The organism is Tritonibacter aquimaris (assembly GCF_009617595.1).
Lineage (GTDB): Bacteria > Pseudomonadota > Alphaproteobacteria > Rhodobacterales > Rhodobacteraceae > Epibacterium > Epibacterium aquimaris.
Map to the genome: position 1 here is coordinate 24,948 of NZ_WIXK01000011.1, position 21,316 is coordinate 46,263.

The window sequence follows — 21,316 nt, forward strand, 5'->3', positions numbered from 1 at the left end:
GCCGCTCTGTCTTGGCCTACTGCACGCTTAAGTTGAACTTCGTTGCGCCATGATCGAACTGGGAATATGCGGACGGCGTGAGCTTTCGCTGTGGTTGCGCGAATGTCGCCTTACGAGGTTAAACCCTACTCAAACAAGGTCATGGACTCTGGCAAACGGGTCCCAGTCTTTGTCTTTGTGCCAATCGTATTCACTCCACGTCGCAACTTTTTCGGCTGTCTGGCGGTCGTGCATGAGCGCAATAGCACCCAAAGCCATATCCATTCCGGCTGAGACACCGGAAGACGTAATGAACTTGCCGTCTTCCACCCACCGGGCCTGTTTTACCCAATCGACCTGCGGGTACTGATCCGCGATTGTTTTGTAAGCTGCTTTGTTGGTTGTGGCGCGACGGCCGTCCAAAACACCCGCTGCTGCGAGAAGCAAACTGCCTGTGCATACACTTAAGACGTACTCCGCTGAGCCTGATGTTGTTCTGATCCAATCTAAAAGAGGCAGATTGTCAACTTCTCGGCGCGTTCCCATGCCTCCGGGAACGAACAGAATATCGAAGTGGTTAGTACCTGTTATAGTTACGTCTGGGTTGGCGCTAACCTGTTGATTGCTCGCAACCGGGGCAGTTGTCTCTGCTACCAGTTGAAGGTCAAAATCGTTTTTGAGCAACCCGAACATTTCAAGTGGGCCAAAGAGATCCAGCAACTCAAAACCAGGAAAAATCAAAGCTCCTACGCGCCGCATTGCTCAACCTCTTCAATTAATTTGCTTCGAGCATATTGGTAGCGCTGGTCAGATGCTCGCTCCATAGGAAAGTAAAAATTTACTCAGCGTCGCCGGTTGAGAAACCGGACATTCAATATTCATGCAGCATCAGTCAAGTTGGGCTCTTTGGGGGATTTCGCCGCTTGGTGTATGAAAGTCCGGTTCGCGTCACGCATTATCCCGCCCCTACCGGCAGCCGCCCTCCAATACGCCATATATTGATGAATATGATCGTTCGCTGTGCGCTGCGTGGTGCAGACACTCTTAAAGACATGATCCCGTGTTGCCCTGCCCGCCAGACATCAACCATAGAAAAACCGGGCGCTGGTGAACGCCCGGTTTTTTGTCGCTCTCATCAGCGCGCCCCACAGGGCGCGCCTGATCTGGGTTATTGCAGCGCCTGAATACGGGCGATCTCGGATGTGACCTGATCCATAAACGGCGGCTCATTGGCGCCTGCGGCAACAAGATCCACCACCCGTTGATAATAGGGCAGCGCGTCTTGGTCGCGACGCAGCTGACGATAGACCTCAGCCAGGTGGAACTGCACCACCGGATCATTGCCAAGGCCCACGGCAGCAGGCTCCAGATAATCCAGCGCTTCTTGCAGATTGCCCAGTCGCGCGGTGATCCAGCCATAGGTGTCCTGGAACGCGGGCTGCTCGGCCGCGCGCAGACGCCGCGCCACCACAAAGGCACGCTGCAGGCTGTCTTCATCATCGCGGTAGGTGGCCAAGAGGCTCGCCAGGTTATTGGCCACAATCACATTGCCGCTGTCGACCTCATAGAGGGTTTCATAGGTGGCAATGGCGCTGTCGATATCACCACGGGCCTCAGCAACGCTGGCCTGAACCCATTTGATATTGCTGCTGTCTGGCAGGGCGGCTGCGGCCTGTTCCAGCGTGGCATCCGACGTGTCGCGCAGGCCTTGGCTGCGCTGCACCCGATAAAGCGACAGCCAGGTCTGTTCGCTTTGGGGGAATTCCTGCGTCAGCGCCTGCAGCAGCACGGCAGCCTCATCCAATTGGCCTTCGGTGGCCAGAACACCTGCCTGCAAGAAACGCAGCGTGGGGTTTTGAGGATCCGCATTGAGCAGTTCGGTGGAATATTCCAGCGCCTGACTCACATCACCATTGGCCAGATGCAGGCGGATGATTGCAGCCGATGCCCCAAGGTTGGTCTGATCTTTGGTCAGCTCATTGAGGAAGCTGGTCAGATCCTGCGCCCGGTTCTGCGCCGCCAGCAGCCGCGCGGTGAGCTCGGTCACCAGGGCTTCGCTCTGGGGCAGGTTGAGCGCTTCCAGTCGGGTCATGACCTGACGGGCCCGGCCCCAGTCTTCGCTGCGCACATAAAGATCACCAAGACGGGCCAGAAGCTGCGGATCTTCGTTTTGATTGCGCAGCGCCGACAGCAGGATTTCTTCTGCGGCAAACAGCTTATCTTCCGACACCAGATGGGTCACATAGCGCAGCGCCTCTGCCTGGCGGTGGCCCGAGACCTCAACCGCCATGGCCAGCATTTCCGCCATCAACGTGTGATCGCCCGCACGCTGGTGCGCCTGCGCCATCAGCGTCAGGATATCCGGGTCGCGCGGCGCATTGTCCAGTGCTGCGCGCAGTTCCACCAGCGCATCACCGGGGCGGTCATCTTCAACCAGCCAGCCCGCTTTGAGCTTGATGGCACCGATCTGGCTTGAGTCATGCTCCAGCACCTCTTCGACCAGGGCGCGGGCGCCAACCACATTGTCCACCTCCTGCAGCATACGCGCATAAAGCACTTTGATGGTGTCGGTCTCGCGGCTTTCGGGGGCCTCTTTGATCAGCGCATCCATCGCCGCCAGCGCCTGATCGCGGTTGCCGCGTTCAAAATCAAGATTGGCGCGCAGCGAGCGCAGCACCATGGCTTCGGCTGGATCGTCCTCCAGCATGCGGTCTACCTCGGCGATGGCGGCATCGATGCCGCGCTGCTCGGTGATAAAGGACAAAAGCTCAAGACGGGGCTGAGGGCCTTCTTCTCCGTTTTGGGCCTGGTTGGCGATGCGATCGCGCAGATAGGCTTCGGCATCTGGCAGACGGCCATCTTCGATCAGGCGTGAAATCAGCGCCCGGTGCAGACCGGCCTCGGGGAAGCGATCCACCATCAGGCGCAGGTGATCGGCCACCGCATCGCGTTCGCCAAGCTGGTCCAGCACGCTCAGGCGCAGACGGTGCAGATTGAAGGCGTCAGAAACCTGCAGCAGCCGGTCCACCAGCGCCAGGGCACTGTCCCAGTCCTGAAGGCGCACCAGGTTTTCCACCGCTACCATCTGGGCCACCGGCAGGGTCAGATCCTGTTGCAGCAGCGCATTGGCCACTTTGGCTGCTTCGGCCTTGGCCAGGTCATCCTCATCGCGCAACGCATTGCGATAGTTCAACCCCACCCGCACGGAGCGCAGCACCGGGTCATTGGGCGCAAGGGCTTCGGCTGCTTCCAGATGGCGTTCAGCTTCGGTCCAATTGCCAGATTGCGCCGACATATGCGCAAGCTTGGTGCGCCCGTCGAGATCTTCGGGGTATTGTTCGACCAGGCGCAGATATTGGGAATAGGCTGCAGCCTGATTGCCCTGATCTGCCACGGTGCTTGCATAGAGGCGGCGCGCTTCCAGGTGCTCGCCGTTCAGTTGGAACACATTGCGCAGCTCCACCAGAGCCCGTTCCACTTCGCCTTGTTCCAAAAGCTCCTGCCCTTTTTGGAAATGGGCTTCGGCGCGCTCTTCGGACGAATCACAGGCTGCCACCAGGCAAGCTGTTGCGACAAAAGAAACAATTACTAAAAAACGTTTCAACATATGCAGTATACCTTACAATCTCTTATCAGCGTCCACGGCAGCAGGCGTCGAATCCCTGACAGTTGCCCTCTTCTATAACACCAGCGGATTCCTGCACAGCGCCACAATGAGACAAATACTAGGATGTGATGAGCTCAGGCCCCTGTTTTAGCCCCCGCCCCCGTTTCAGGCTCCCGCTTCAGGTCCCCACCTGTGGTCTTTACCGCGCTCTGGCTGGTTTTGCTCATATTAAGCCCGCCTATGATTGCCTGATGGAGGCCTGGTATGGCCTGTGCGCAGCATAGTGTTCTTATCTGACAGCCTGAGCTTTGGGTCCAATGCTGCATTTGCAGCATCAGGCGTCGACATGGGGATCACTTCGGCGAGAATTCCCCGCTGAATCCCTGTGGGGCATTTGAATTTGTGATGCAAATCTCATAAGGCTCCTCTATACCGAAGCCACTTTGGCTCGGGGCTGGCGATCCTCGCGAAATTCATTATGTGGAGCGGGCATGTCCCAGATCCCTTTGTTAGATGTTTGAAATGCAATGAGTGCCCCATCCGATCTTTTATATGCCGCTCATTTCGGCATGACAGAGCGCCCGTTTTCACTGGTGCCCGATCCTGCCTATCTGTTTTGGTCCAAAGAGCATAAACGTGCCTTTGCGGTGCTGGAATATGCGCTGTTCACCCAGGCCCCGATTGCGCTGGTCACCGGTGAAATTGGCGCGGGCAAAACCACATTGCTGCAGGAGCTGCTGTCGCGTCTTGGCAATGATGTCACCGTGGGGCTGGTCTCCAATGCGCAGGGCGGCCGCGGTGAGCTGATCCAATGGATCCTCAATGCGCTTTATGTAAAAACCGCGCCCGAGGCCTCTTATGTGGAAATGTTTCAGGCGCTGCAGGATCACCTGCTGACCGAATATGCCAATGGGCGTCGGGTGGTTTTGGTGTTTGATGAGGCGCAGAACCTTTCGATGGAAGGGCTCGAAGAGCTGCGCATGCTCACCAATATCAACTCGAACAAAGATGTTCTGGTGCAGCTGGTGCTGGTGGGTCAGCCCGAGCTGCGCGATATGGTGATGAACCCCAAGCTGGAACAGCTGTTTCAGCGCATTGCCTCCAATTATCATCTCTCCAAGATGAGCCGGAGCACAATGGAAGACTATATTCGCCACCGGCTCAAGATTGCGGGTGGTTCCGGTGAAGAATTCGACCCGGAAGTGTTTGATCTGATTTTTGCCGAGACCGGGGGCACCCCCCGTCTGGTCAATCAGCTGTGTGATTTTTCCTTGCTGTATGCCTGGAGCTCGGAAGAGCCCAAGGTCAGCCTGGATACTGTAACTCAATTGCTCGATGACGGCGTCTATATGCGCCGTACGCGCCCCTCCAAAGAGGAAGCTGTCTAAATGGACAACATCCGCTATTATTTTTCGATTTTCCGCCGTCGGTTTTCCTATTTCCTGATTGTGGCTATGGTGATCTCTGCCGCTTCAATCATTGCGGCCATGTCGCTGCCCCCGGCCTATGAAAGCCGTGCGGTTCTGGTGATGGAAAGCCCGCAGATCCCGGAGGAGCTGGCGGCTTCGACGGTGCAGGCCCCGGCTTATCAGCAGTTGCAGCTGGTGCAGCAACACCTGCTGGCGCGCGAAAACATGTTGGATGTGGCCTATAAGCTGAAGGCCTTCCCCAAAATCGATGAGATGAACCCGGATGCGATTGTTGCGGCCATGCGCGCCCGCACCACCATTCGCGCCAAAGGGGCCCGCCGCGGCGAAGCGCCGATCATGACCATCCAGTTTGAGGCGTCTAATCCACGTATCGCGGCGGGGGTGCTGAATGATTATCTGGTGCTGATCCAGGCCCGCGACGCTGAATTCCGCCGGGGCCGTTCTGGTGAAACGCTGGATTTCTTTGTCCGCGAAGTGGACCGTCTGAGCGCCGCATTGGATGCGCAAAGCAAACGCATTCTGGAGTTCAAACAGAAAAACAGCGGCGCGCTGCCCGAAAGCCTTGAATTCCGCCTGTCGCAGCAATCCGTGTTTCAGGACCGCATCACCCAGGTGGATCGCGATGTTTCTGATCTCAACAGCCAGCGCGACCGGCTGAAACAGCTCTATGAGCTGACCGGCAATGTGGAAACACCGCTGGACCGGCGCAAGACCCCGGAAGAAGCTGCGCTGGAAGCGGCCGAAAATGAGCTGGCAGATGCGCTGGCGATCTATTCCGCCACCAACCCGCGGGTAAAAGTGCTGCAAGCCCGGGTCGACCGGTTGCTGCAATCGGTCAGCGTTGCGGCGCAGGCCAATCTCAACGAAGAAGATGGTGACACCTCCAACACCGAGCAGCTGCCCGCAGTCCTGGCTGTACAGCTGAGCGAAGTGGACAGCCGTGTTGCCGCGCTGATGGAGCAGAAGATCCAGGCGCAGGAACGGCTGAAACTCCTGGATGCTTCGATTTCGCGCACCCCTGAGGTCTCCATTGTCCTGGAAGAAATGGAGCGCGAATATGGGGCGCTGGAAGGTCAATACGCCCAGGCGCAGGATCGTCTGGCCAAGGCTCAGACCGGTGATCAGATCGAAACCCGCGCCCGCGGTCAGCGTCTGTCGGTGATCGAACAGCCCTCTGTGCCAACCCAGCCCACCAAACCCAACCGGATCATGATTGCCGGCGGCGGCACCAGCTTTGGTATCTTGCTTGGTCTTGGCCTGATTGTGCTGCTGGAGATGCTGAATTCCGCGCCGCGTCGGCCGGAAGATATTGTCAGCAAGCTTGGCATTACCCCATTGACCACCATTCCCTATGTGCAAACCCAGGGTCAGCAAGTGCGCCTGCGCCTGCGCCGCATCGTGATTGCCCTGCTGATTGCCCTTGGGGTGCCTACAGCCATTTATATGGTGCATATTCACTATCTGCCGCTGGATCTGATTGCAGATAAAATCATGAACAAACTGGGGGTCCGCTGGTGATCTTGCTTCTCCAGCACCATCATCCAGTTCGGGAGATATAACGATGGAACGTTTACAGGTTGCGATTGAAAAGGCCCGTGCACTGCGTGGCCAGACCAACCCGGTACGCGAGCGTGGCACTGTCGCTGAGATGGACGAGGCCCCTGAGCTGGGCCCGGTGGCTGAAGCCTGGGAGGCGCTGACGCCGCTCACGCTCAACAATCGCTCTTTGACGCGCAACCGCGTGCGCACCATGGATCAGGGCAGCGAAAGCGCGCCTTTTGATCTGCTGCGCACCCGCATGCTGCAACTGTGCAAACAAAACAGCTGGCGCCGGGTGGCGATTGTCTCGCCCCATGCGGCCTGCGGCAAATCCACCACCGCGCTTAATCTGGCGTTTTCGCTGGCGCGCCAGCAGGATCTGCACTCATTGGTGTTTGATTTTGATATGCGTCGTGCGGGTCTCACCAAAATGCTGGAACAGACAGTTGCCCATGATATCTCTGCGGTGCTGGAAGGCTCGGTGAGCTTTGCTGAGCAGGGTCTGCGCTATGGTGACAATGTGGGTTTTGGGCTTGGCGGCAGCTCCAAGGTGAAAAACCCCTCGGAAATCCTGCAAAGCCAGCAGACCAAAGCGGTGCTCGATGAGATTGAAGCCAGCTATCAGCCCGATCTGATGCTGTTTGATATGCCGCCGCTTCTGGCCAGTGACGACAATTTTGGCTTTTTGCAGAATGTGGACTGCGCCCTGATTATGGTCGCGGCCGAGGAAACCCGCATGTCGCAGATCGATCTGGCGGAACGCCAGGTGGCTGAGCTGACCAATGTGATGGGGGTGGTGCTGAACAAATGCCGCCACACGGCGCATTCGCAACATGCTTATGATTACAACTATTATTACTGAGGCAGACAACTGAGCCAGGGGCCTGGTCGCAGCACACATCTGTTGCCCTCGCCGGGCGGCGCAGCTGTGCCACAGGCCAGGGCGGGGACCAACTTTGGCAAACACGCATGGCGCAACCAAGGTTTAGCCCAGCTTATCTGCCTCAGCCTGTATTTTAAGAGTCAGGCAAATGTCTGGGAGACATGTGACAATGGGTGAAAAAGCCAAGACAAACCAGGTGCACTCACCGCTGTTGTGCCTTGGATGTGGCGTGTGTCGCTATGTCTGCGACAAATCCGAAGTGACCATGGTGGATGTAGACCATGTAGGGCGGCGGCCTTTGTTTTCTCCAGATCTGAGCGCGCGCTCCAAACGCCTATCGCATGCGGTCTGCCCTTCGGTCTCAGCTGATTTTGGCCAGCTCAAACGCTTGCCCGATTATGAACCAGCAGTCGACAAAGTGACGGAACGCAACTGGGGGGCAATCACCGGCATTTGGGAAGGCCACGCAACCGATGAAGAGATCCGGTTCAAAGGCAGCTCTGGTGGCGCGCTGACAGCCATTTCGCTCTATTGTCTGACCGAGCTTGGCCATCACGGCGTCCTTCATACCGGTGAAGACATCGATGACCCCATTCGCAACAAGACGCGCATGTCGCATTCGCGCGCGGATCTGCTCGCGGCTGTGGGCTCGCGTTATTCACCAGCGGCCATCTGCGAAGGTTTGGAACATGTGGAAACGGCACCCGCACCCTGTGTGGTGATTGGCAAACCGGTTGAAATCGTCGCCACCCGCAACGCTATGGAAGCCTTTCCGGCGCTGAAAGAAAAAGTGGGCGTCACGCTATCGTTTTTCTGTGCGGAAACGCCGCCCACATTGGCCACCCGCAAGCTGATGGAGAAGTTCGACGTCCCCGAGGACAGTTTGGAAACCCTGCGCTATCGTGGGTATGGCTGGCCTGGGTATTTCACCACCCGCAACAGCGCAGAAGAGCCGCGCCAGCACTGGATCTATCAGCGCAGCTGGGCATTTTTGCAGAAATTCCGCCCCTGGGCGACACAGCTTTGGCCAGATGGATCTGGTGAGCTGGCTGATATTTCATGTGGCGATCCCTGGTATGAGGAACCGGATGGCGAAAACCCCGGCTTTTCGTTGATTGTGGCCCGCACCAAACGGGGCAAGGAGATCATCGAAGGCGCAATTGCGGCGGGCTATCTGCAGGCCACCCCGGCAGAAACCTGGAAGCTTGATAAATCCCAGGAAGGCTTGCTGCGCAAAAAAGGCGCGGTCTGGGGACGGCGCCTGATGCACCGGCTGTTTTTCCTACCCAATACCAAGTTCAAGGGTCTTGACCTGTTTGGCATCTGGCTGACCCTGTCGCGCCGGGAGAAAATAGGCTCAACCATCGGTACTGCCCGCCGCATTCTTAAGGGCAAACCCTGGTCAAAGCCCTGACTTTAAACGCTGATTGTAAAACCGTATAGAAATGGGCCACCCCGGATAGGGCGGCCCATAATATTTTCACAGCTGCTACAGCCAGCTGGAGCGCTTAGGCGCGTTTAGATGTGCTGCGGGCTTTGCGGCGGGCGGCAAAGCCACCAAAGGCAAGACCAGACAGCAGCAATGCGCCGCCCGCTGGCAGCGGCACCGGTGCAACCACCTCTTCGATGGTGATGGTGGCAATGTTGAACAGGCCCGCATTGCTGGCATCGGCAAAGAAGCTTGGGGGTGCAAGTTCCGGATCAATATTGAAGCCCGCAACCGTTGTGGTGCCCAAAAACTCTTCCAGTGCTGCAAAACCTGCGCTTGCCACCCCGTCGGTGTCGACACCACCCGGCGCGTTAGAGCCTGCAATAAAGGCCGCGCCACCAGAAACATCGGCGTTGTTTTCTTCGGTGCCCGCATCAAATACCTGCAGCCCGGTGATATTGATGGTCTGTGGACCAACAAAGCTGCCGTCATCATTGAACAGATCATAGGCCAGCGCATTGTCATTGGCGACGAACAGATCGTTTGACGGGATGATCATCGACAGGAAGCTGAAATAGCGCTGGTTGGCAATATCGGTGATATCCACCTCGGCGCTGGCGCTTTCGCCGCCAAAGATCGGGCGACCATTGGCAATTACAGCAGCTGTTGAGCCGGGCAATGCCGCTTCGCGCTCGGCGCGCACCGCCGCCGGGCTGCCCAGTTCAGCCAGGGTTTCCACACCAGCAGAGACCTCTTCGCCCAGTGTCACAGTGTCAAAGCTGCCATTGTGAAACGCGCCATAAACCGGGGTCAGGGCAAAACCTGCATCATTGCCGTTGGCGGCAGCGTTTTGGTTGTTGGTGACGGTGATGCGCAGCGTTGTGGCACCTGCAGGCAGCGCCAGCATGGTGGTGGTAGCAAGGATTGCGGTCAGTAACTTCATGGTTTTTCTCCGTAAGGAACCCTGTGTGGTGGTGCCAGCGCAGCGGCCTGAAATCTGATGGTCTGTGTGGGGCAGCCCTGGCCTGTTTTTTCTACCATTGCGCTAAAACAGCTGGATACAGCCGCACCGCGCGATCAGGGTCACGTGGGATCACGTCTGAGACAGAACCGCGTGAGACCGGGCAAAAGGGTTAATGGGGGGTTAACCAATGGGGGACATGAAGCAGGTGCGCGCTCTGCGGAGGTGACCACCAGAGCGCAAAAAAACGGGGCACCAGCTGGCACCCCGTCTTGAATTCTTGATGATTTAAAAAGCGCTTAGGCTTTTTTCGCCTTGCGACGGCCAGCAGCTGCCAGACCACCCAGAGCGCCAACCAGCAGGAAGCCAGCTGCAGGCAGCGGAACCGGTGCTACTGCTGCGTCGGTGGAAACGATCTGTGCGGTGTAGCTTTCTGCGCCACCCAGAGCAACGGTGTCAAATGCCAGCAGTGCTACGGTGTCTTCGAAACCAGCTGCGCTCAGAACGCCGGTTGCAGTGAACTGACCTTCGTTGTCGTCGAAATCAGCGAAATCAGTCGCGGAGAAGGTGAAACCGCCGGTTACGATGGTCCAGATGGTTTGACCAACTTGCGAGAAGTCGATGTCAGAAACCAGAGCAACAGAGTTCGGGTTCACAACAGCCAGGGTGCCGGAACCGTTTTGCGCGGAGCTGGTGCCAGCAAAAGTAACGTTACCGTTAGATGCGAAGGTGCTCGCGTCCAGGTCGATACCACCGGTGATCTGAACGTTGCCGCTGATGGTTGCTGCGTGTGCAGAAACGGCTGCCAGAGAAAGTGCTGCTGCTGCTGCGACGACTTTGATATTTTTCAACATAACTACCCCTAAGGTTTTTACAAAAGTAAGGCATCCGAAAATACGAACGCGCTAAGGTCTTCCAAGAGTTCATTAACTAATGGGATCTTCTTTGCAAATCGCAGATGTGGCCTTGGGTAAGATTAGTTGCGAATTTGTGGTAAAAAACAGGCGTATTTGCCAAAAACACACAGAGACAAGGGGGAACAATCGCTCGTTGAGATCAAGATTGACGACGGTTTGAGATCAATCTTCTGCATCTGCACAATTGGTAGCTGAGGATACGAATCAATGGGAGGTTTCGCGATTTTCATATTTGTGAATATGCAATACACATCGCCTGATAAATGCGTAAAAAGCAATTTAATGCCCCCATGCGGCGATGCAGCATTCGAGGGTAAGCAACACAGGTATTGGGGGAGTTGCGACCAATCCAATGCTCGCCTGTCTCAGCATCTGCTGCGCCCACGCGGTGACGCAGGTCGTGATCCAAGCTGTGATCCGAGATCAGCCGTTGTGGATGAAGCTGCTCAGCCGTTGAATAAGACGCTCTTCGGCAAAAGGCGGCACCCCGTTGCCACTGTTTTGCTGCCCGGTCTGCAAAATGCCATTCAGCTGCTGTGACAGTTCAACCGCGTTTGCCACCGCATGCAGGCCGCTGCGCGATTTGAACCGTTGCAACGTGGCTTCCTGGTGGTCGTTGCGGTGCTCCCCCAGATGGGCGCGCCGCGCCATGATCACCGTGGGCTTGCGAAATGTCATAGCGGTGATGATCGATCCCATCCCCGCATGTCCCACCACCGCAGTGGCCGATTTGACCCGGCGGGTGAAATCATCGGGGCTGATTTTTTGGGCCCATTCAAAGTTCTGCGGGATATAACTGTTGGGACCAATGATGCCAATCTGGCCAAAAACCTTAATATTTTTAGCATGTTCACCGCACCATTCATCCATGGCGCGGGTCAGGCGATCAAAGGGCAGCTGGGTGCCAACCGTTAAAAAGATCATATAACGGATCCGCTGTAGGAAGGGCCATTGGGTTTGGAGAGGTTTTCCCATTGGGTCAGCCAGAGATCGCAGCAGCCCCCCGCCATCTGTCCCGACAGCGAGAGCGTTTCCGCATTGGCGATACTGTCAATCCAGGCGGTGCGCTTACCCATGAGGCGGCCCAGGCGCAGGGCAAAAAAACCAGGCGCTGCGCCGGTGGTGATCACCACATCGGGGCGGCTGCGCAGCATGATCCAGATGATCTGACACAGGGAATAAAGCAGACGCAGCTTTTGCCAGCGGTTGGCATCTTTCACCGCGTAAAACCGCACCTCTGCGGCGTCTTGCGGATCAGACAGAACGGTGTCGCGCAGCTGGGGATCGGTTGACACATAGGTCACCCGGCAGCCGACCCAGGCAGGGGTAAGGCGTCGCAGCTGGACCCAATGCCCACCTGCAGATGCAATTGCCAAAACATGGGGAGGCTTCTTCACGCTAAAATACCCTGTTTCAAAACCCGCCGGATTGTCTCCGACCTGCCGGATTGCCTCCGGCACACTGCTAAAGACCGCTGGTGCGGCCGCCTGACCTGCATAAATCTATACCTCTTTGGGATATAGCGAAATGCTTTTTTACGCATCGGCTTATTTGCGCTGACCTTCTGCCCCTGTTTAAAACAGCCTGATCCGGGCCACAGCAGGGGCGATCAGCGGGGTTTTGTGCTGTTTTTGCCTGATAAGGACAGCAGCAGCGCCGCCAGCCCGCCGCCAAGGTAGCCGCCCAGGTGGGTCTCCCAGGCCACACCACCAGGTTGCAAAAGCCCCATAATCACATTGAGCGCGATGAGCCACAGCATCACCCGCACCACCCCCCAGCGGCTTTCCCCCGAGAGCGCGCGCCATTGCCACAGCTGCCAGGCCCCAATCAGGCCAAACAGCGCGCCAGATGCGCCCACCATCGGCTGCACACTGGCAGACAGCAGCGCAAAAGTCGCTGCCCCCATCAAGAGCGACATCAGGTAGATGACACAAAAGCCAAAAGCCCCCGCCCGCAGCAGCACCATGCGCCCCAGAATGGCCAGCACCAGCATATTGCCCAGCAGATGCCACAGATCCGCATGTAAAAACCCATAAGAGACAAACATCACCCAGGGTTGCAGCGCGTAATTGGGCCGCCAATTGTGCAAAATCCCGGTCCAGAAGGCGGCGTTTTGCAACGCAAGGCTGCGCCAGGGCCCGGCGGCAATCCAGCCCTGATCAGCGGCCAGAAACACCAGCTCCGGCAGGCAGCACAGCGCAATAAGCCCCCACAAAAGCAGCGCATAACGCCTGCGCGGGCGCGATGATATGGCAGGTAGCTCACTCATACCCCTGTTAGAGCATAGCCAGAGGTGTCGGCAAAGCGCTTTGTAATCGCATGGAAATTTCACGCCGATCTGCGCCCGCCGCTTTCTCTGTACCTTCTCTCCTGCGTTAGATTTCCTTAGCCAGGTCTTAACGGCGCGCGCGGCGCGCGCGCCTGGGCGGCAACAGGGGCAAAAGCGCAGCTAGACTAAGCGCTCTTTCTTTCACAGGAGCCCTGTTATGCCGCAATATGATCCCTTTGCCAGCCACCAGCGCAGCCTTACCAGCCCGGCGACGCGCCATTTTGCCATTACACCCGCAGATGGTGTTGATCTGCCGCTGCGCCCCCGGGTGCTGCGGGTGCTGAGCGCAGGCACGCTGGTGCTGCGCGACAGCGAAGATGACATCCTCAGCTATCAGGTGAGTGCGGGGGATATGGTGCTGTTTTCCCCCAAAGGGGTCGAAGCCACGGGCACCACGGCCACCGTTGTGGGGTGGCTCTGATGTTGGGGCTGGGGCTGTTGTCACCACAGCGCGCCGCCGCCGAGCGGCCTTTGGCGCAGGTCGAAACCAGTGGCTGGAGCGCGCAGCTGCCTGACCCCACCGCTGTTGGTGCGCCGCTTTTGGTGCAGCGTCAGGGCTTTGACGCTGCTGCCGCCCCCCGCCGCTTTCCTCAGGAGGTGGCGCTCACCGCGCGTATTCGCGAGCCCTACCCCAATCATCAGGTGCTGAGCGCAGATCGCGTCAGTCTCAGTGATTTCATCTATCAGGGCGATCAGATCGTGGGCGCTGCCAACAATAGCACGCGGCCCGCGCCGCGCCCGATTGCCATGTGGCTGACGCCAGATTTTGAACATATCCGTACCCCGATAGCACGGGTGCAGCTGGCGGTGGCCCATGCCCATGCCCGCGCGGGTCGCCCGGTGGCGGCGGTGCGGTTCACGGTGTCAGACGGCAGCACCAGCGCCAGCGTGTTGGTCAATACAATGACGCCCGTTGCGTTCTCGGAAACAGGGCTGACAGTGCCCTGTTTTGAAGCCGAGCTGGATCTGTCTGCGCTGGCTGAAGGCACGGTAACAGTGGATGCCACGATTTACCCCTGGGTGGGCGCGGCGATGACCCTCTCTGAGGTTGGCAGTGCAGGGCGCGCAAACATTGGCCCGCTGCAACTGGTGAATGATCACGCCGGAGGTGTGGGGACAGCTTATGCCTATGTGGATGCAGCGGGCGATGACACCTTTGGTGTTGCCTCCGGTGCCGATACAGCGGCACAGGCCGCGCCCTTCGCAAGCCTGCGTGCTGCGGTGGCGGCTGCGCGCGCGTTCAACAACGCCAACTTTGGGCGCGACAATGCAGGGGGCGCGGTGGTTGTGGTCAATGACGGCGGACATGTCTGGCAGGATATTGCTGGGCAGGCTGGCACCACCGAATATCCCCTTGTGATCCGTGGTCAGTCGCGCGCCGGTGCGGTCCTCAGTGATGCGGGATCCAACACCACCACCTCGATCCCGGATCATATGCGATTTGAAAACATCACCCTGCGCAAAACCGGTGGCAGTCTGATCATGCTTGATAACGGCTCCGGAGATGATGCTGGCCTGCTGGTTTTTGATGCGGTAACACTGGATCAGAACGGCACCAGCAGCTATGGCGCGTGGATCTACCGAGTGGGCCGTTTGATTGCTCGCAACAGCGATCTTGCTGCACTCGTAAATGCGTTTGGTACTGCCGCCAAGCACGTGGCGCTGATTGGCAGCCGCGATAGCGGCAGCGGCGCAGCGCTCTATAACGCAGCAGGTAGCCGGATGGTTACATTTTCCAACCTGCACGCGGGCGCGGGCGGTCGCGTTCCAGCTCGTGGCCAGCTGTGCAGCCATTCGTTTATTTCACAGGCGAGTGCTTCAGGCCGTTGCCTATCCTCTGTTGCACCCATTGGGCCTGAAGGTTTTGCGGTTATTGGTACAGTTATGGAAGCAGTCTCCGGTTCGACTGCACCTGCTGTCAGGTTGAATGCTGATGGCAATCTCGACCCGGTGGAAAACCTGGTCTTCCTCGGCAACACGGTGATCGGCAGCCGGGTGAACTGGCTCTATCAGGATGTTGGCTCCACCACTGTGGAGAAATCCGGCTACCGCAGCTTTAATGTGCAACTGCTGCAGAACTGCAAATCCGATGTGTTTGGCGCAGATCCCGCGCTAAATGGCAACTGGTCGGAAATCTACAATGTGGGCAATAGCCACAATATGGCGCTGCAGGGCTCCAATCAGAATGATATCTACGGGGCTGGATCTTGGTTGGGTGAAGTCGCGGGTGTAGGGGATGTAAACGGATCTGAAGCATCGCCGCTGGATCCGCGCTGGGTGCATGACGCCAGTGTCTCGGGCACTGGTGCAGGACAGGGTGAGTATCGGCCACAGCTGGGCACGGATGTTCCGGTGCTGCCTGCGGCGCTTGCGCCTTACAGCCATGATCAGAACGGGCGGGCGCTGGCAGAGGGCAGCTATATTGGTGCCCTATGTGGGTGATCAGCCGCGCGCCTCAAGGAATGTGATCTGGGCGGGCGCAATGCGCGCCGCACTCAGCCGCCCGGTGGCAAAAGCACCGGTGTCGATATTGATATGGCCGCGCTGCTGCAGTGGCGCGGGTTCAATCACATGCCCATGCACAAGCCACAGCCCATCGCGCCGCCTGAGCCGGGGGAAATCCGGATGGCCCCAGATCAGATGTTTGCTGTCTTGCGCCTCAATTGGCCCGCGCGGATCTGCGCCAGCGTGGGTGACAACCATATTGCCCGACTGCCAGAAGGCAGGCCGCGCCCGGATCCAGCTGATCAGATCCGCGCCCATGGCCTGGGAGAGCTGGTTGCGCAGATCTTCTGCGTGCTCTTCCGGGCCTTGCGGTACCGCAATGTCAAAGCTTTCCAGCGTCTCCACCCCGCCATAGCGCAGCCAGGGCGCGCCGCGATCGGGATCATCGAGAAAGCGCAGCAGCATGACCTCATGGTTGCCCATCAGGCAGGTGATTTCAGGATGCATCTGCAAAAAGCGCAACACCTGTGCGCTGTGGAGGCCGCGGTCAATATAATCGCCCACACAGACCACCGGAATTTCAGGCTCTAATTTGGATAAAAGCGCCTGAAACAGGTCAAAACAGCCGTGAATATCCCCCACTGCATAAAACGGTGCAGCAGGGGCAATTGGGGGATCTTTCCACAGGGCTGTCCAGCGGCTCAGCACCGATCAGTCATTGCCAAAGAGATCGCGGGTAAAGACCTTATCCGCCACATCCAGCAGCTCTTCGGTCTGGCGGTTGGCCACAATCACATCCGCCTCGGCCTTAAAGGCGGCAAGATCGCGCACCACTTTGGAGCCGTAAAACTCATCCTCAGGCAGGCTCGGTTCATAGACAATCACCGGAATGCCCTTGGCCTTGATGCGTTTCATAATGCCCTGAACCGAGGACTGGCGGAAATTGTCCGAGCCCGCTTTCATCACCAGACGGTGGATGCCAACGCAGGTGGGTTTGCGGCCAATGATGGCCTCGGCCAGATAATCCTTGCGGGTGCGGTTGGCGTCGACAATGGCGCGAATAAGGTTTTGCGGCACCTCGGCGTAATTGGCCAGGAGCTGTTTGCTGTCTTTGGGCAGGCAATAGCCGCCATAGCCAAAAGACGGGTTGTTGTAATGGCTGCCAATGCGCGGATCGAGCCCGACGCCCTGGATGATCTGACGCGCGTCCAACTCGCGTGACAGCGCATAGCTGTCGAGCTCGTTGAAAAAGGCCACCCGCATTGCAAGATAGGTATTGGCAAAGAGCTTGATCGCCTCGGCCTCGGTGCTGTCGGTGAACAGCACCTCCACGTCATCATCCAATGCACCCTGTTTCAGCAGCGCGGCAAATTGCTCGGCTGCCTCGGACTGGGCACCGACAATGATGCGCGAGGGGTGCAGATTGTCATAAAGCGCGCGCCCTTCGCGCAAAAACTCGGGGCTGAACACCACGCGATTGCTGCCAAGGCGCTGCTGCAGCCCCTGGGTAAAGCCCACCGGCACGGTGGATTTGATAATGATCGTTGCGTGATCGTTTAGCGCCAGCGCCTGTTCCACCACGCTTTCCACGGTGGAAGTGTCAAAATAGTTGGTTTGCGGGTCGTAGTTTGTGGGGGTGGCAACAATGATGAAATCCGCGCCGCCAAACGCTTCGCTTGCTGCGGTGGTTGCGCGCAGATCCAGCTCTTTGGTGGCGAGATATTCTGCCAGTTCCGCATCGACAATCGGGCTTTGGCGTTGGTTCAAAAGATCCACCCGCTCCTGGGTGATATCCAGCGCCACCACCGTATTGTGCTGGGCCAGAAGCACCGCATTGGACAATCCAACATAACCAATACCAGCAACTGCAATCTTGATTTTTGCCATAACACGCATCCAACTATCGGGCACCTAAATGGGTGCAATATAACTTAGCTGCATATAGGCAGCTTCGAAGAGATCAGACAAGCCTCAGCCCAGTGTGGCGCGCAGCTGCTTAAGCCCCGCATTCAGGCGTTCTTGCGCCAGTTCCTGGGTTTCAGCCTCGACATAAAGACGCAGCTCGGGCGCGTTGCCCGAGGGGCGGATGTGGAGCACACCGCCTTCTGCCACCGTCATGCGCACCCCATCGGTGAGATCGAGCGCCGCTTCTGTGAGGGAGAGCGTGCCAAGAAATTCAGCACGTGCCGCGGCATCTTGTGCAAGCTTTGCCACAAAGGGCTGCGAACGTTCCTGCGCCACCTCTTGCAGGCGATCGGCCACGGTGACCACCGCAGGTTCTTGCGCAACCCGCGCCGACAAAGGCCCCGGCTGCATCAGCGCCATCAGAAGCGGCAGCACACAATCGCGGGTTTTGAGCGGGGTGAATGTGCCAGCGGGGCCTTGCGCTTCAAAGCCCAGCAGATAGCCGCCATTGGCCTCATAGCCGACCACATTGCCCTGCCCCTGATCTGCGGCGGCCTCCATGCCTGCAATCACATAAGGGGAGCCAATCCGGGTGAGCGTCACCTGCGCAAAACCTTTCTGCGTCACGCCGGAGTTTGAGGAAATCGGCGTCACCACAACCTCGGCCCCCAGCGCCTCAGAGGTGATCTGGCCGATGATATCACCGGGCACGATATTGCCCTGTTCATCGGCAAGAAGCGGCCGGTCACTGTCCCCATCGGTGGAGACCAGCGCATCAAGATTATGTTCAGCGACCCAGGTTTTGATCTGGGCACGAGTGTCTGGGTCTACCGCTTCGGTATCCACCGGGATGAAGGTTCTGGAGCGGCCCAGATCAAGCACATAGGCACCAAGCTTTTCGAGGATTTCCGCCAGAAGATTGCGCCCCACCGCCGAGTGGCTGTAAAGCCCGATGCGTTTACCGCTGAGCGCGCCTGATCCGCAGGCGGTGACATAACGCGCCACAAAATCCGCGCCGACGCTGGTGTCTTTTTCAACAGAACCGCCACCAGAACGGGGGCTGCGGCCGAGGTTTTCCTTGATCGCGGCCTCATCGACTTTGGTGATTTCCCCTGTCTTAGAGTAGAATTTCAGCCCGTTTCGATCAGCGGGGATATGGCTGCCGGTGATCATAATGGCCGCCGCGCCGCGTTTTTGCGCCGAAAGCGCCAGCGCGGGCGTTGGCACCGCACCGCAATCAATCAGCGTAATACCTTCGCCCTGGGCGGCCTTGCGCACGGCCTCGGCAATATCAGGAGATGAGGGGCGCAGATCCCAGCCCAGGCAGATGCCCGCGCCTACGTCACAGGCGGCAATAAAGGCGCGGATGTGATCGGCCACCAGATCCTCTGTCAGCTCCACCACCAGGCCGCGCAGCCCGCTTGTGCCAAATTTTGGTGCCATGCCCGATCTTCCTTCAGTATCTGAAATGCCTGTTTGCGCCGGACATTATCGCGCGCGCCCCCCCTTGCCTAGGCCGGTCTGCCCGCCTAGGAAGACAAAACCACCCGTGTCAGATGAGGATTTTCCATGTCACAGGAACTGTCGCAAAAGATGTCAGCTGCAACGCCACAGGCATCTGCTGAGGCCATCATTGCCTCGGGCAAGGCAGTGCTCGCCACCGAGGCGGCAGCGCTGCAGCAGATGGAAGAGAACCTGCCAAAAGATTTTGCCGCCGTGGTGCAGCTGATGATGGGGGTCAAGGGACGGGTGATTGTCTCAGGCATTGGTAAATCCGGCCATATCGGGCGCAAGATTGCCGCCACGCTGGCCTCAACCGGGACGCCATCTTATTTTGTCCATTGCGCCGAAGCGAGCCACGGTGATCTGGGCATGGTCACCACCTCTGACATCTGCCTGTTGATTTCCAATTCCGGGGAAACCACCGAGCTGCAGGATATTGTTGCCCATACCCGGCGGTTTTCCATTCCGATGGTTGCGATTTCCTCCAAAGCGGACAGCACCCTGATGAAAGCAGCCGATTATCAGCTGTGTCTGCCGGGCGCGCCTGAGGCCTGCTCGATTGGTATGGCGCCGACCACCTCAACCACGCTGACGCTGGCGCTGGGAGATGCGCTGGCGGTGGCCTTGATGGAGCAGCGCGGCTTTGTGGCGGAAGATTTCCGGGTGTTTCACCCCGGTGGCAAACTGGGGGCGCAGCTGGCAACCGTGGCGCAGCTTATGCATCAGGATCTGCCATTGGTCAGTGCAGACACGGCGATGCAGGATTGCCTGCTGACCATGACCTCCAAAGGGTTTGGCATTGCGGCTGTTGTGGACGGTGGGCGTCTGTCGGGGGTGATTTCAGATGGGGATTTGCGCCGCAATATGGCGCAGCTGATGCGGGTCAGCGCCGGGGATATTGCCAGCAAGGACCCCATTACCATTGCACCTGATGAACTGGCGGTGAGCGCGCTGGCCACCATGAATGCACGCAAGATCTCGGTGCTGATGGTGGTGGATGGCGCGGGTGCGCCGGTGGGCATTTTGCATATCCATGATTTGCTGCGCGCGGGCGTGGCGTAAACCTCTAACACAGGGTGTTTTATGAAAACCGTCATTTTGATCCCGGCGCGTTATGCGTCAACCCGTTATCCCGGCAAGCCGCTGGTGGAACTCAGCCAGCCTGATGGCAGCAAAAAGAGCCTGATCCAGATGAGCTGGGAAGCGGCCCGGGGTGTTCAGGGGGTGGATGCGGTCTATGTGGTGACCGATGATGAGCGCATCAAAGCCGCCTCCGAAGGGTTTGGCGCTGATGTGATCATGACGCCAACAACATGTGAAAACGGCACCGCGCGCTGTGCGGCTGCATTGGAAACGGCTGGGATTGATGCGGATCTGGTGGTCAACCTGCAAGGGGATGCGCCGCTGACGCCCGCGTGGTTTGTCGAAGATCTGATCGCCGCGATGAAAGCGGACCCAGAGGCGCAGGTGGCCACACCGGTGCTGCAATGTGACCCGCTCACCTATGGCCATTTTGTAGAAGACCGCAAAGCGGGCCGCGTTGGCGGCACCACGGCAGTGTTCAACGCCAAGCGTCACGCGCTCTATTTCTCCAAAGAAGTGCTGCCCTATATCGATCCGGGCAAAGTGCCCAGTAAAGACATCCCGGTCTATCACCACGTGGGGGTTTACGCCTATCGCCCTGATGCGCTGCGCGCCTATGGCAGCTGGGCGGAATGTGATCTTGAACAGCGCGAAGGGCTGGAGCAGCTTCGGTTTCTGTTCAACGGTGTTGCGGTGGCCTGCGTCGAAGTTGAGGGGCGTGGCCGCGTGTTCTGGGAGCTCAACAACCCCGAAGATGTGGAGCGCATCGAAAGCGTGCTGGCAGATCAGTTGTAATCAGATCTGCCCCCTCCCATCTGGGAAGGGGCAGGTGATGGCGATCCCCCAAAATCCCCACCAAAAAAAACGGGCGTGATCAACCTAGGATCACGCCCGTTTTTTATATCTATGTAGCTGCCTGCTCAGTCTCGGCCTGCTCAGGCAGAACCGCCAGCGGTCTTAGTTACCGGTGGTGGTGGTGGTGCCGCTTTCATCATCGTCAGATGCAACCACACCTACAACAACAGCAGCTGCCAGTGCGCCAGCTGCAACGGTGCCTGCTGCCAGACCGGTGCCAGCAAAGCCTGCACCGGCGCCTGCACCGGCGCCTGCACCACCGCCAGCTGCGCCAGCGCCTGCTTCAGTACCTTGTGCGGATGCTGTACCCGCGGCGAGAACAGCCATCATGGCTGCTGCAAAAATCTGTTTCATAAAACCAAACTCCATGGGTATTCGTTGGGGGTCCCGATTGCGACACTAGGCAAGACGCAGGCGGTTTTCAACGCAACTTATGAGATCAAAATCCTTA

19 protein-coding genes are annotated in these 21,316 nt (G+C 58.2%); 8 read left to right on the forward strand and 11 right to left on the reverse strand.

Annotated elements, in window-relative coordinates; all coding sequences use genetic code 11:
- Window positions 1-129 precede the first annotated feature (129 nt).
- On the reverse strand, window positions 130-738 hold the full coding sequence (locus GG681_RS15865) for a DJ-1/PfpI family protein (protein ID WP_153549019.1): 609 nt from the start codon (window positions 736-738) through the stop codon (window positions 130-132).
- A 409-nt stretch (window positions 739-1,147) separates the two neighbouring features.
- The gene (locus tag GG681_RS15870; protein ID WP_153549020.1) at window positions 1,148-3,586 is read right to left on the reverse strand and encodes a tetratricopeptide repeat protein; all 2,439 of its coding nucleotides are present in this window, start codon (window positions 3,584-3,586) and stop codon (window positions 1,148-1,150) included.
- A gap of 527 nt (window positions 3,587-4,113) precedes the next feature.
- On the opposite strand from GG681_RS15870, the gene GG681_RS15875 reads away from it, so the two are divergent.
- From GG681_RS15875 to GG681_RS15890, 4 genes are all read left to right on the forward strand, one after another.
- On the forward strand, window positions 4,114-4,974 hold the full coding sequence (locus tag GG681_RS15875) for an ExeA family protein (RefSeq protein ID WP_153549021.1): 861 nt from the start codon (window positions 4,114-4,116) through the stop codon (window positions 4,972-4,974).
- A complete protein-coding gene (locus GG681_RS15880; protein WP_153549022.1) occupies window positions 4,975-6,534 on the forward strand; it encodes a GumC family protein in 1,560 nt (519 codons plus the stop codon).
- A gap of 43 nt (window positions 6,535-6,577) precedes the next feature.
- Window positions 6,578-7,417, forward strand: coding sequence for a CpsD/CapB family tyrosine-protein kinase (locus tag GG681_RS15885; protein ID WP_153549023.1), 840 nt, complete (start codon window positions 6,578-6,580; stop codon window positions 7,415-7,417).
- Window positions 7,418-7,586: 169 nt separating this feature from the next.
- A complete protein-coding gene (locus GG681_RS15890; protein WP_153549024.1) occupies window positions 7,587-8,852 on the forward strand; it encodes a Coenzyme F420 hydrogenase/dehydrogenase, beta subunit C-terminal domain in 1,266 nt (421 codons plus the stop codon).
- 94 nt (window positions 8,853-8,946) lie between these two features.
- Here the strand turns inward: GG681_RS15890 and GG681_RS15895 are convergent, their stop codons facing one another.
- The 5 genes from GG681_RS15895 to GG681_RS15915 all read right to left on the reverse strand — a co-directional run bounded on the left by GG681_RS15895 (window position 8,947) and on the right by GG681_RS15915 (window position 13,014).
- Window positions 8,947-9,810, reverse strand: coding sequence for a spondin domain-containing protein (locus tag GG681_RS15895; protein ID WP_153549025.1), 864 nt, complete (start codon window positions 9,808-9,810; stop codon window positions 8,947-8,949).
- A gap of 317 nt (window positions 9,811-10,127) precedes the next feature.
- Window positions 10,128-10,682, reverse strand: coding sequence for a VPLPA-CTERM sorting domain-containing protein (locus GG681_RS15900; RefSeq protein ID WP_153549026.1), 555 nt, complete (start codon window positions 10,680-10,682; stop codon window positions 10,128-10,130).
- 486 nt (window positions 10,683-11,168) lie between these two features.
- Window positions 11,169-11,669, reverse strand: coding sequence for a glycosyltransferase (locus GG681_RS15905; RefSeq protein ID WP_194287207.1), 501 nt, complete (start codon window positions 11,667-11,669; stop codon window positions 11,169-11,171).
- Window positions 11,666-12,142 (reverse strand): UDP-N-acetylglucosamine--LPS N-acetylglucosamine transferase, encoded by a 477-nt coding sequence (locus GG681_RS18040; RefSeq protein WP_214645156.1) that lies wholly within the window; start codon window positions 12,140-12,142, stop codon window positions 11,666-11,668. Before GG681_RS18040 ends, GG681_RS15905 begins: the two co-directional genes overlap by 4 nt.
- 212 nt (window positions 12,143-12,354) lie before the next feature.
- Window positions 12,355-13,014 carry a rhomboid family intramembrane serine protease gene (locus GG681_RS15915; protein WP_153549028.1) on the reverse strand — a complete coding sequence of 220 codons (660 nt, stop codon included), beginning with the start codon at window positions 13,012-13,014 and terminating at the stop codon, window positions 12,355-12,357.
- A 217-nt stretch (window positions 13,015-13,231) separates the two neighbouring features.
- Between GG681_RS15915 and GG681_RS15920 the strand changes: the two genes are divergently transcribed.
- Window positions 13,232-13,495 carry a spike base protein, RCAP_Rcc01079 family gene (locus GG681_RS15920; RefSeq protein ID WP_153549029.1) on the forward strand — a complete coding sequence of 88 codons (264 nt, stop codon included), beginning with the start codon at window positions 13,232-13,234 and terminating at the stop codon, window positions 13,493-13,495.
- Window positions 13,495-15,516 carry a hypothetical protein gene (locus GG681_RS15925; protein ID WP_153549030.1) on the forward strand — a complete coding sequence of 674 codons (2,022 nt, stop codon included), beginning with the start codon at window positions 13,495-13,497 and terminating at the stop codon, window positions 15,514-15,516. The genes GG681_RS15920 and GG681_RS15925 overlap by 1 nt, the downstream gene beginning before the upstream one ends.
- Here the strand turns inward: GG681_RS15925 and GG681_RS15930 are convergent, their stop codons facing one another.
- The 3 genes from GG681_RS15930 to GG681_RS15940 form a co-directional block, all read right to left on the reverse strand.
- Window positions 15,517-16,227 carry a metallophosphoesterase gene (locus GG681_RS15930; RefSeq protein ID WP_328593421.1) on the reverse strand — a complete coding sequence of 237 codons (711 nt, stop codon included), beginning with the start codon at window positions 16,225-16,227 and terminating at the stop codon, window positions 15,517-15,519. It abuts the gene before it with no gap.
- 3 nt (window positions 16,228-16,230) lie between these two features.
- Entirely contained in the window at window positions 16,231-17,397 is a 1,167-nt protein-coding gene (locus tag GG681_RS15935; protein WP_328593423.1) for a nucleotide sugar dehydrogenase, read from the reverse strand.
- A 93-nt stretch (window positions 17,398-17,490) separates the two neighbouring features.
- Window positions 17,491-18,867, reverse strand: a complete 1,377-nt coding sequence (locus GG681_RS15940) for a phosphomannomutase (protein ID WP_153549032.1) — start codon at window positions 18,865-18,867, stop codon at window positions 17,491-17,493.
- 150 nt (window positions 18,868-19,017) lie between these two features.
- Between GG681_RS15940 and GG681_RS15945 the strand changes: the two genes are divergently transcribed.
- Together GG681_RS15945 and GG681_RS15950 are read left to right on the forward strand one after the other, a co-directional pair.
- Window positions 19,018-19,989: a KpsF/GutQ family sugar-phosphate isomerase gene (locus GG681_RS15945; protein ID WP_153549072.1), complete on the forward strand. Its 972-nt coding sequence runs from the start codon at window positions 19,018-19,020 to the stop codon at window positions 19,987-19,989.
- Window positions 19,990-20,010: 21 nt separating this feature from the next.
- Complete coding sequence (locus GG681_RS15950) at window positions 20,011-20,805, forward strand: 3-deoxy-manno-octulosonate cytidylyltransferase (RefSeq protein WP_153549033.1); 795 nt, start codon at window positions 20,011-20,013, stop codon at window positions 20,803-20,805.
- Window positions 20,806-20,967: 162 nt separating this feature from the next.
- Here GG681_RS15950 and GG681_RS15955 read toward each other — a convergent pair whose 3' ends face one another.
- Window positions 20,968-21,219 (reverse strand): hypothetical protein, encoded by a 252-nt coding sequence (locus tag GG681_RS15955; RefSeq protein WP_153549034.1) that lies wholly within the window; start codon window positions 21,217-21,219, stop codon window positions 20,968-20,970.
- Window positions 21,220-21,316: the final 97 nt, after the last annotated feature.

Excerpts from the sequence above, each read along its gene's own strand:
- GG681_RS15865 (WP_153549019.1), bottom strand. The coding sequence starts at position 738 with ATGCGGCGCGTAGGAGCTTTGATTTTTCCTGGTTTTGAGTTGCTGGAT.
- GG681_RS15870 (WP_153549020.1), bottom strand. The coding sequence starts at position 3,586 with ATGTTGAAACGTTTTTTAGTAATTGTTTCTTTTGTCGCAACAGCTTGC.
- GG681_RS15875 (WP_153549021.1), top strand. The coding sequence starts at position 4,114 with ATGAGTGCCCCATCCGATCTTTTATATGCCGCTCATTTCGGCATGACA.
- GG681_RS15880 (WP_153549022.1), top strand. The coding sequence starts at position 4,975 with ATGGACAACATCCGCTATTATTTTTCGATTTTCCGCCGTCGGTTTTCC.
- GG681_RS15885 (WP_153549023.1), top strand. The coding sequence starts at position 6,578 with ATGGAACGTTTACAGGTTGCGATTGAAAAGGCCCGTGCACTGCGTGGC.
- GG681_RS15890 (WP_153549024.1), top strand. The coding sequence starts at position 7,587 with ATGTCTGGGAGACATGTGACAATGGGTGAAAAAGCCAAGACAAACCAG.
- GG681_RS15895 (WP_153549025.1), bottom strand. The coding sequence starts at position 9,810 with ATGAAGTTACTGACCGCAATCCTTGCTACCACCACCATGCTGGCGCTG.
- GG681_RS15900 (WP_153549026.1), bottom strand. The coding sequence starts at position 10,682 with ATGTTGAAAAATATCAAAGTCGTCGCAGCAGCAGCAGCACTTTCTCTG.
- GG681_RS15905 (WP_194287207.1), bottom strand. The coding sequence starts at position 11,669 with ATGATCTTTTTAACGGTTGGCACCCAGCTGCCCTTTGATCGCCTGACC.
- GG681_RS15915 (WP_153549028.1), bottom strand. The coding sequence starts at position 13,014 with ATGAGTGAGCTACCTGCCATATCATCGCGCCCGCGCAGGCGTTATGCG.
- GG681_RS15920 (WP_153549029.1), top strand. The coding sequence starts at position 13,232 with ATGCCGCAATATGATCCCTTTGCCAGCCACCAGCGCAGCCTTACCAGC.
- GG681_RS15925 (WP_153549030.1), top strand. The coding sequence starts at position 13,495 with ATGTTGGGGCTGGGGCTGTTGTCACCACAGCGCGCCGCCGCCGAGCGG.
- GG681_RS15940 (WP_153549032.1), bottom strand. The coding sequence starts at position 18,867 with ATGGCACCAAAATTTGGCACAAGCGGGCTGCGCGGCCTGGTGGTGGAG.
- GG681_RS15945 (WP_153549072.1), top strand. The coding sequence starts at position 19,018 with ATGTCAGCTGCAACGCCACAGGCATCTGCTGAGGCCATCATTGCCTCG.
- GG681_RS15950 (WP_153549033.1), top strand. The coding sequence starts at position 20,011 with ATGAAAACCGTCATTTTGATCCCGGCGCGTTATGCGTCAACCCGTTAT.
- GG681_RS15955 (WP_153549034.1), bottom strand. The coding sequence starts at position 21,219 with ATGAAACAGATTTTTGCAGCAGCCATGATGGCTGTTCTCGCCGCGGGT.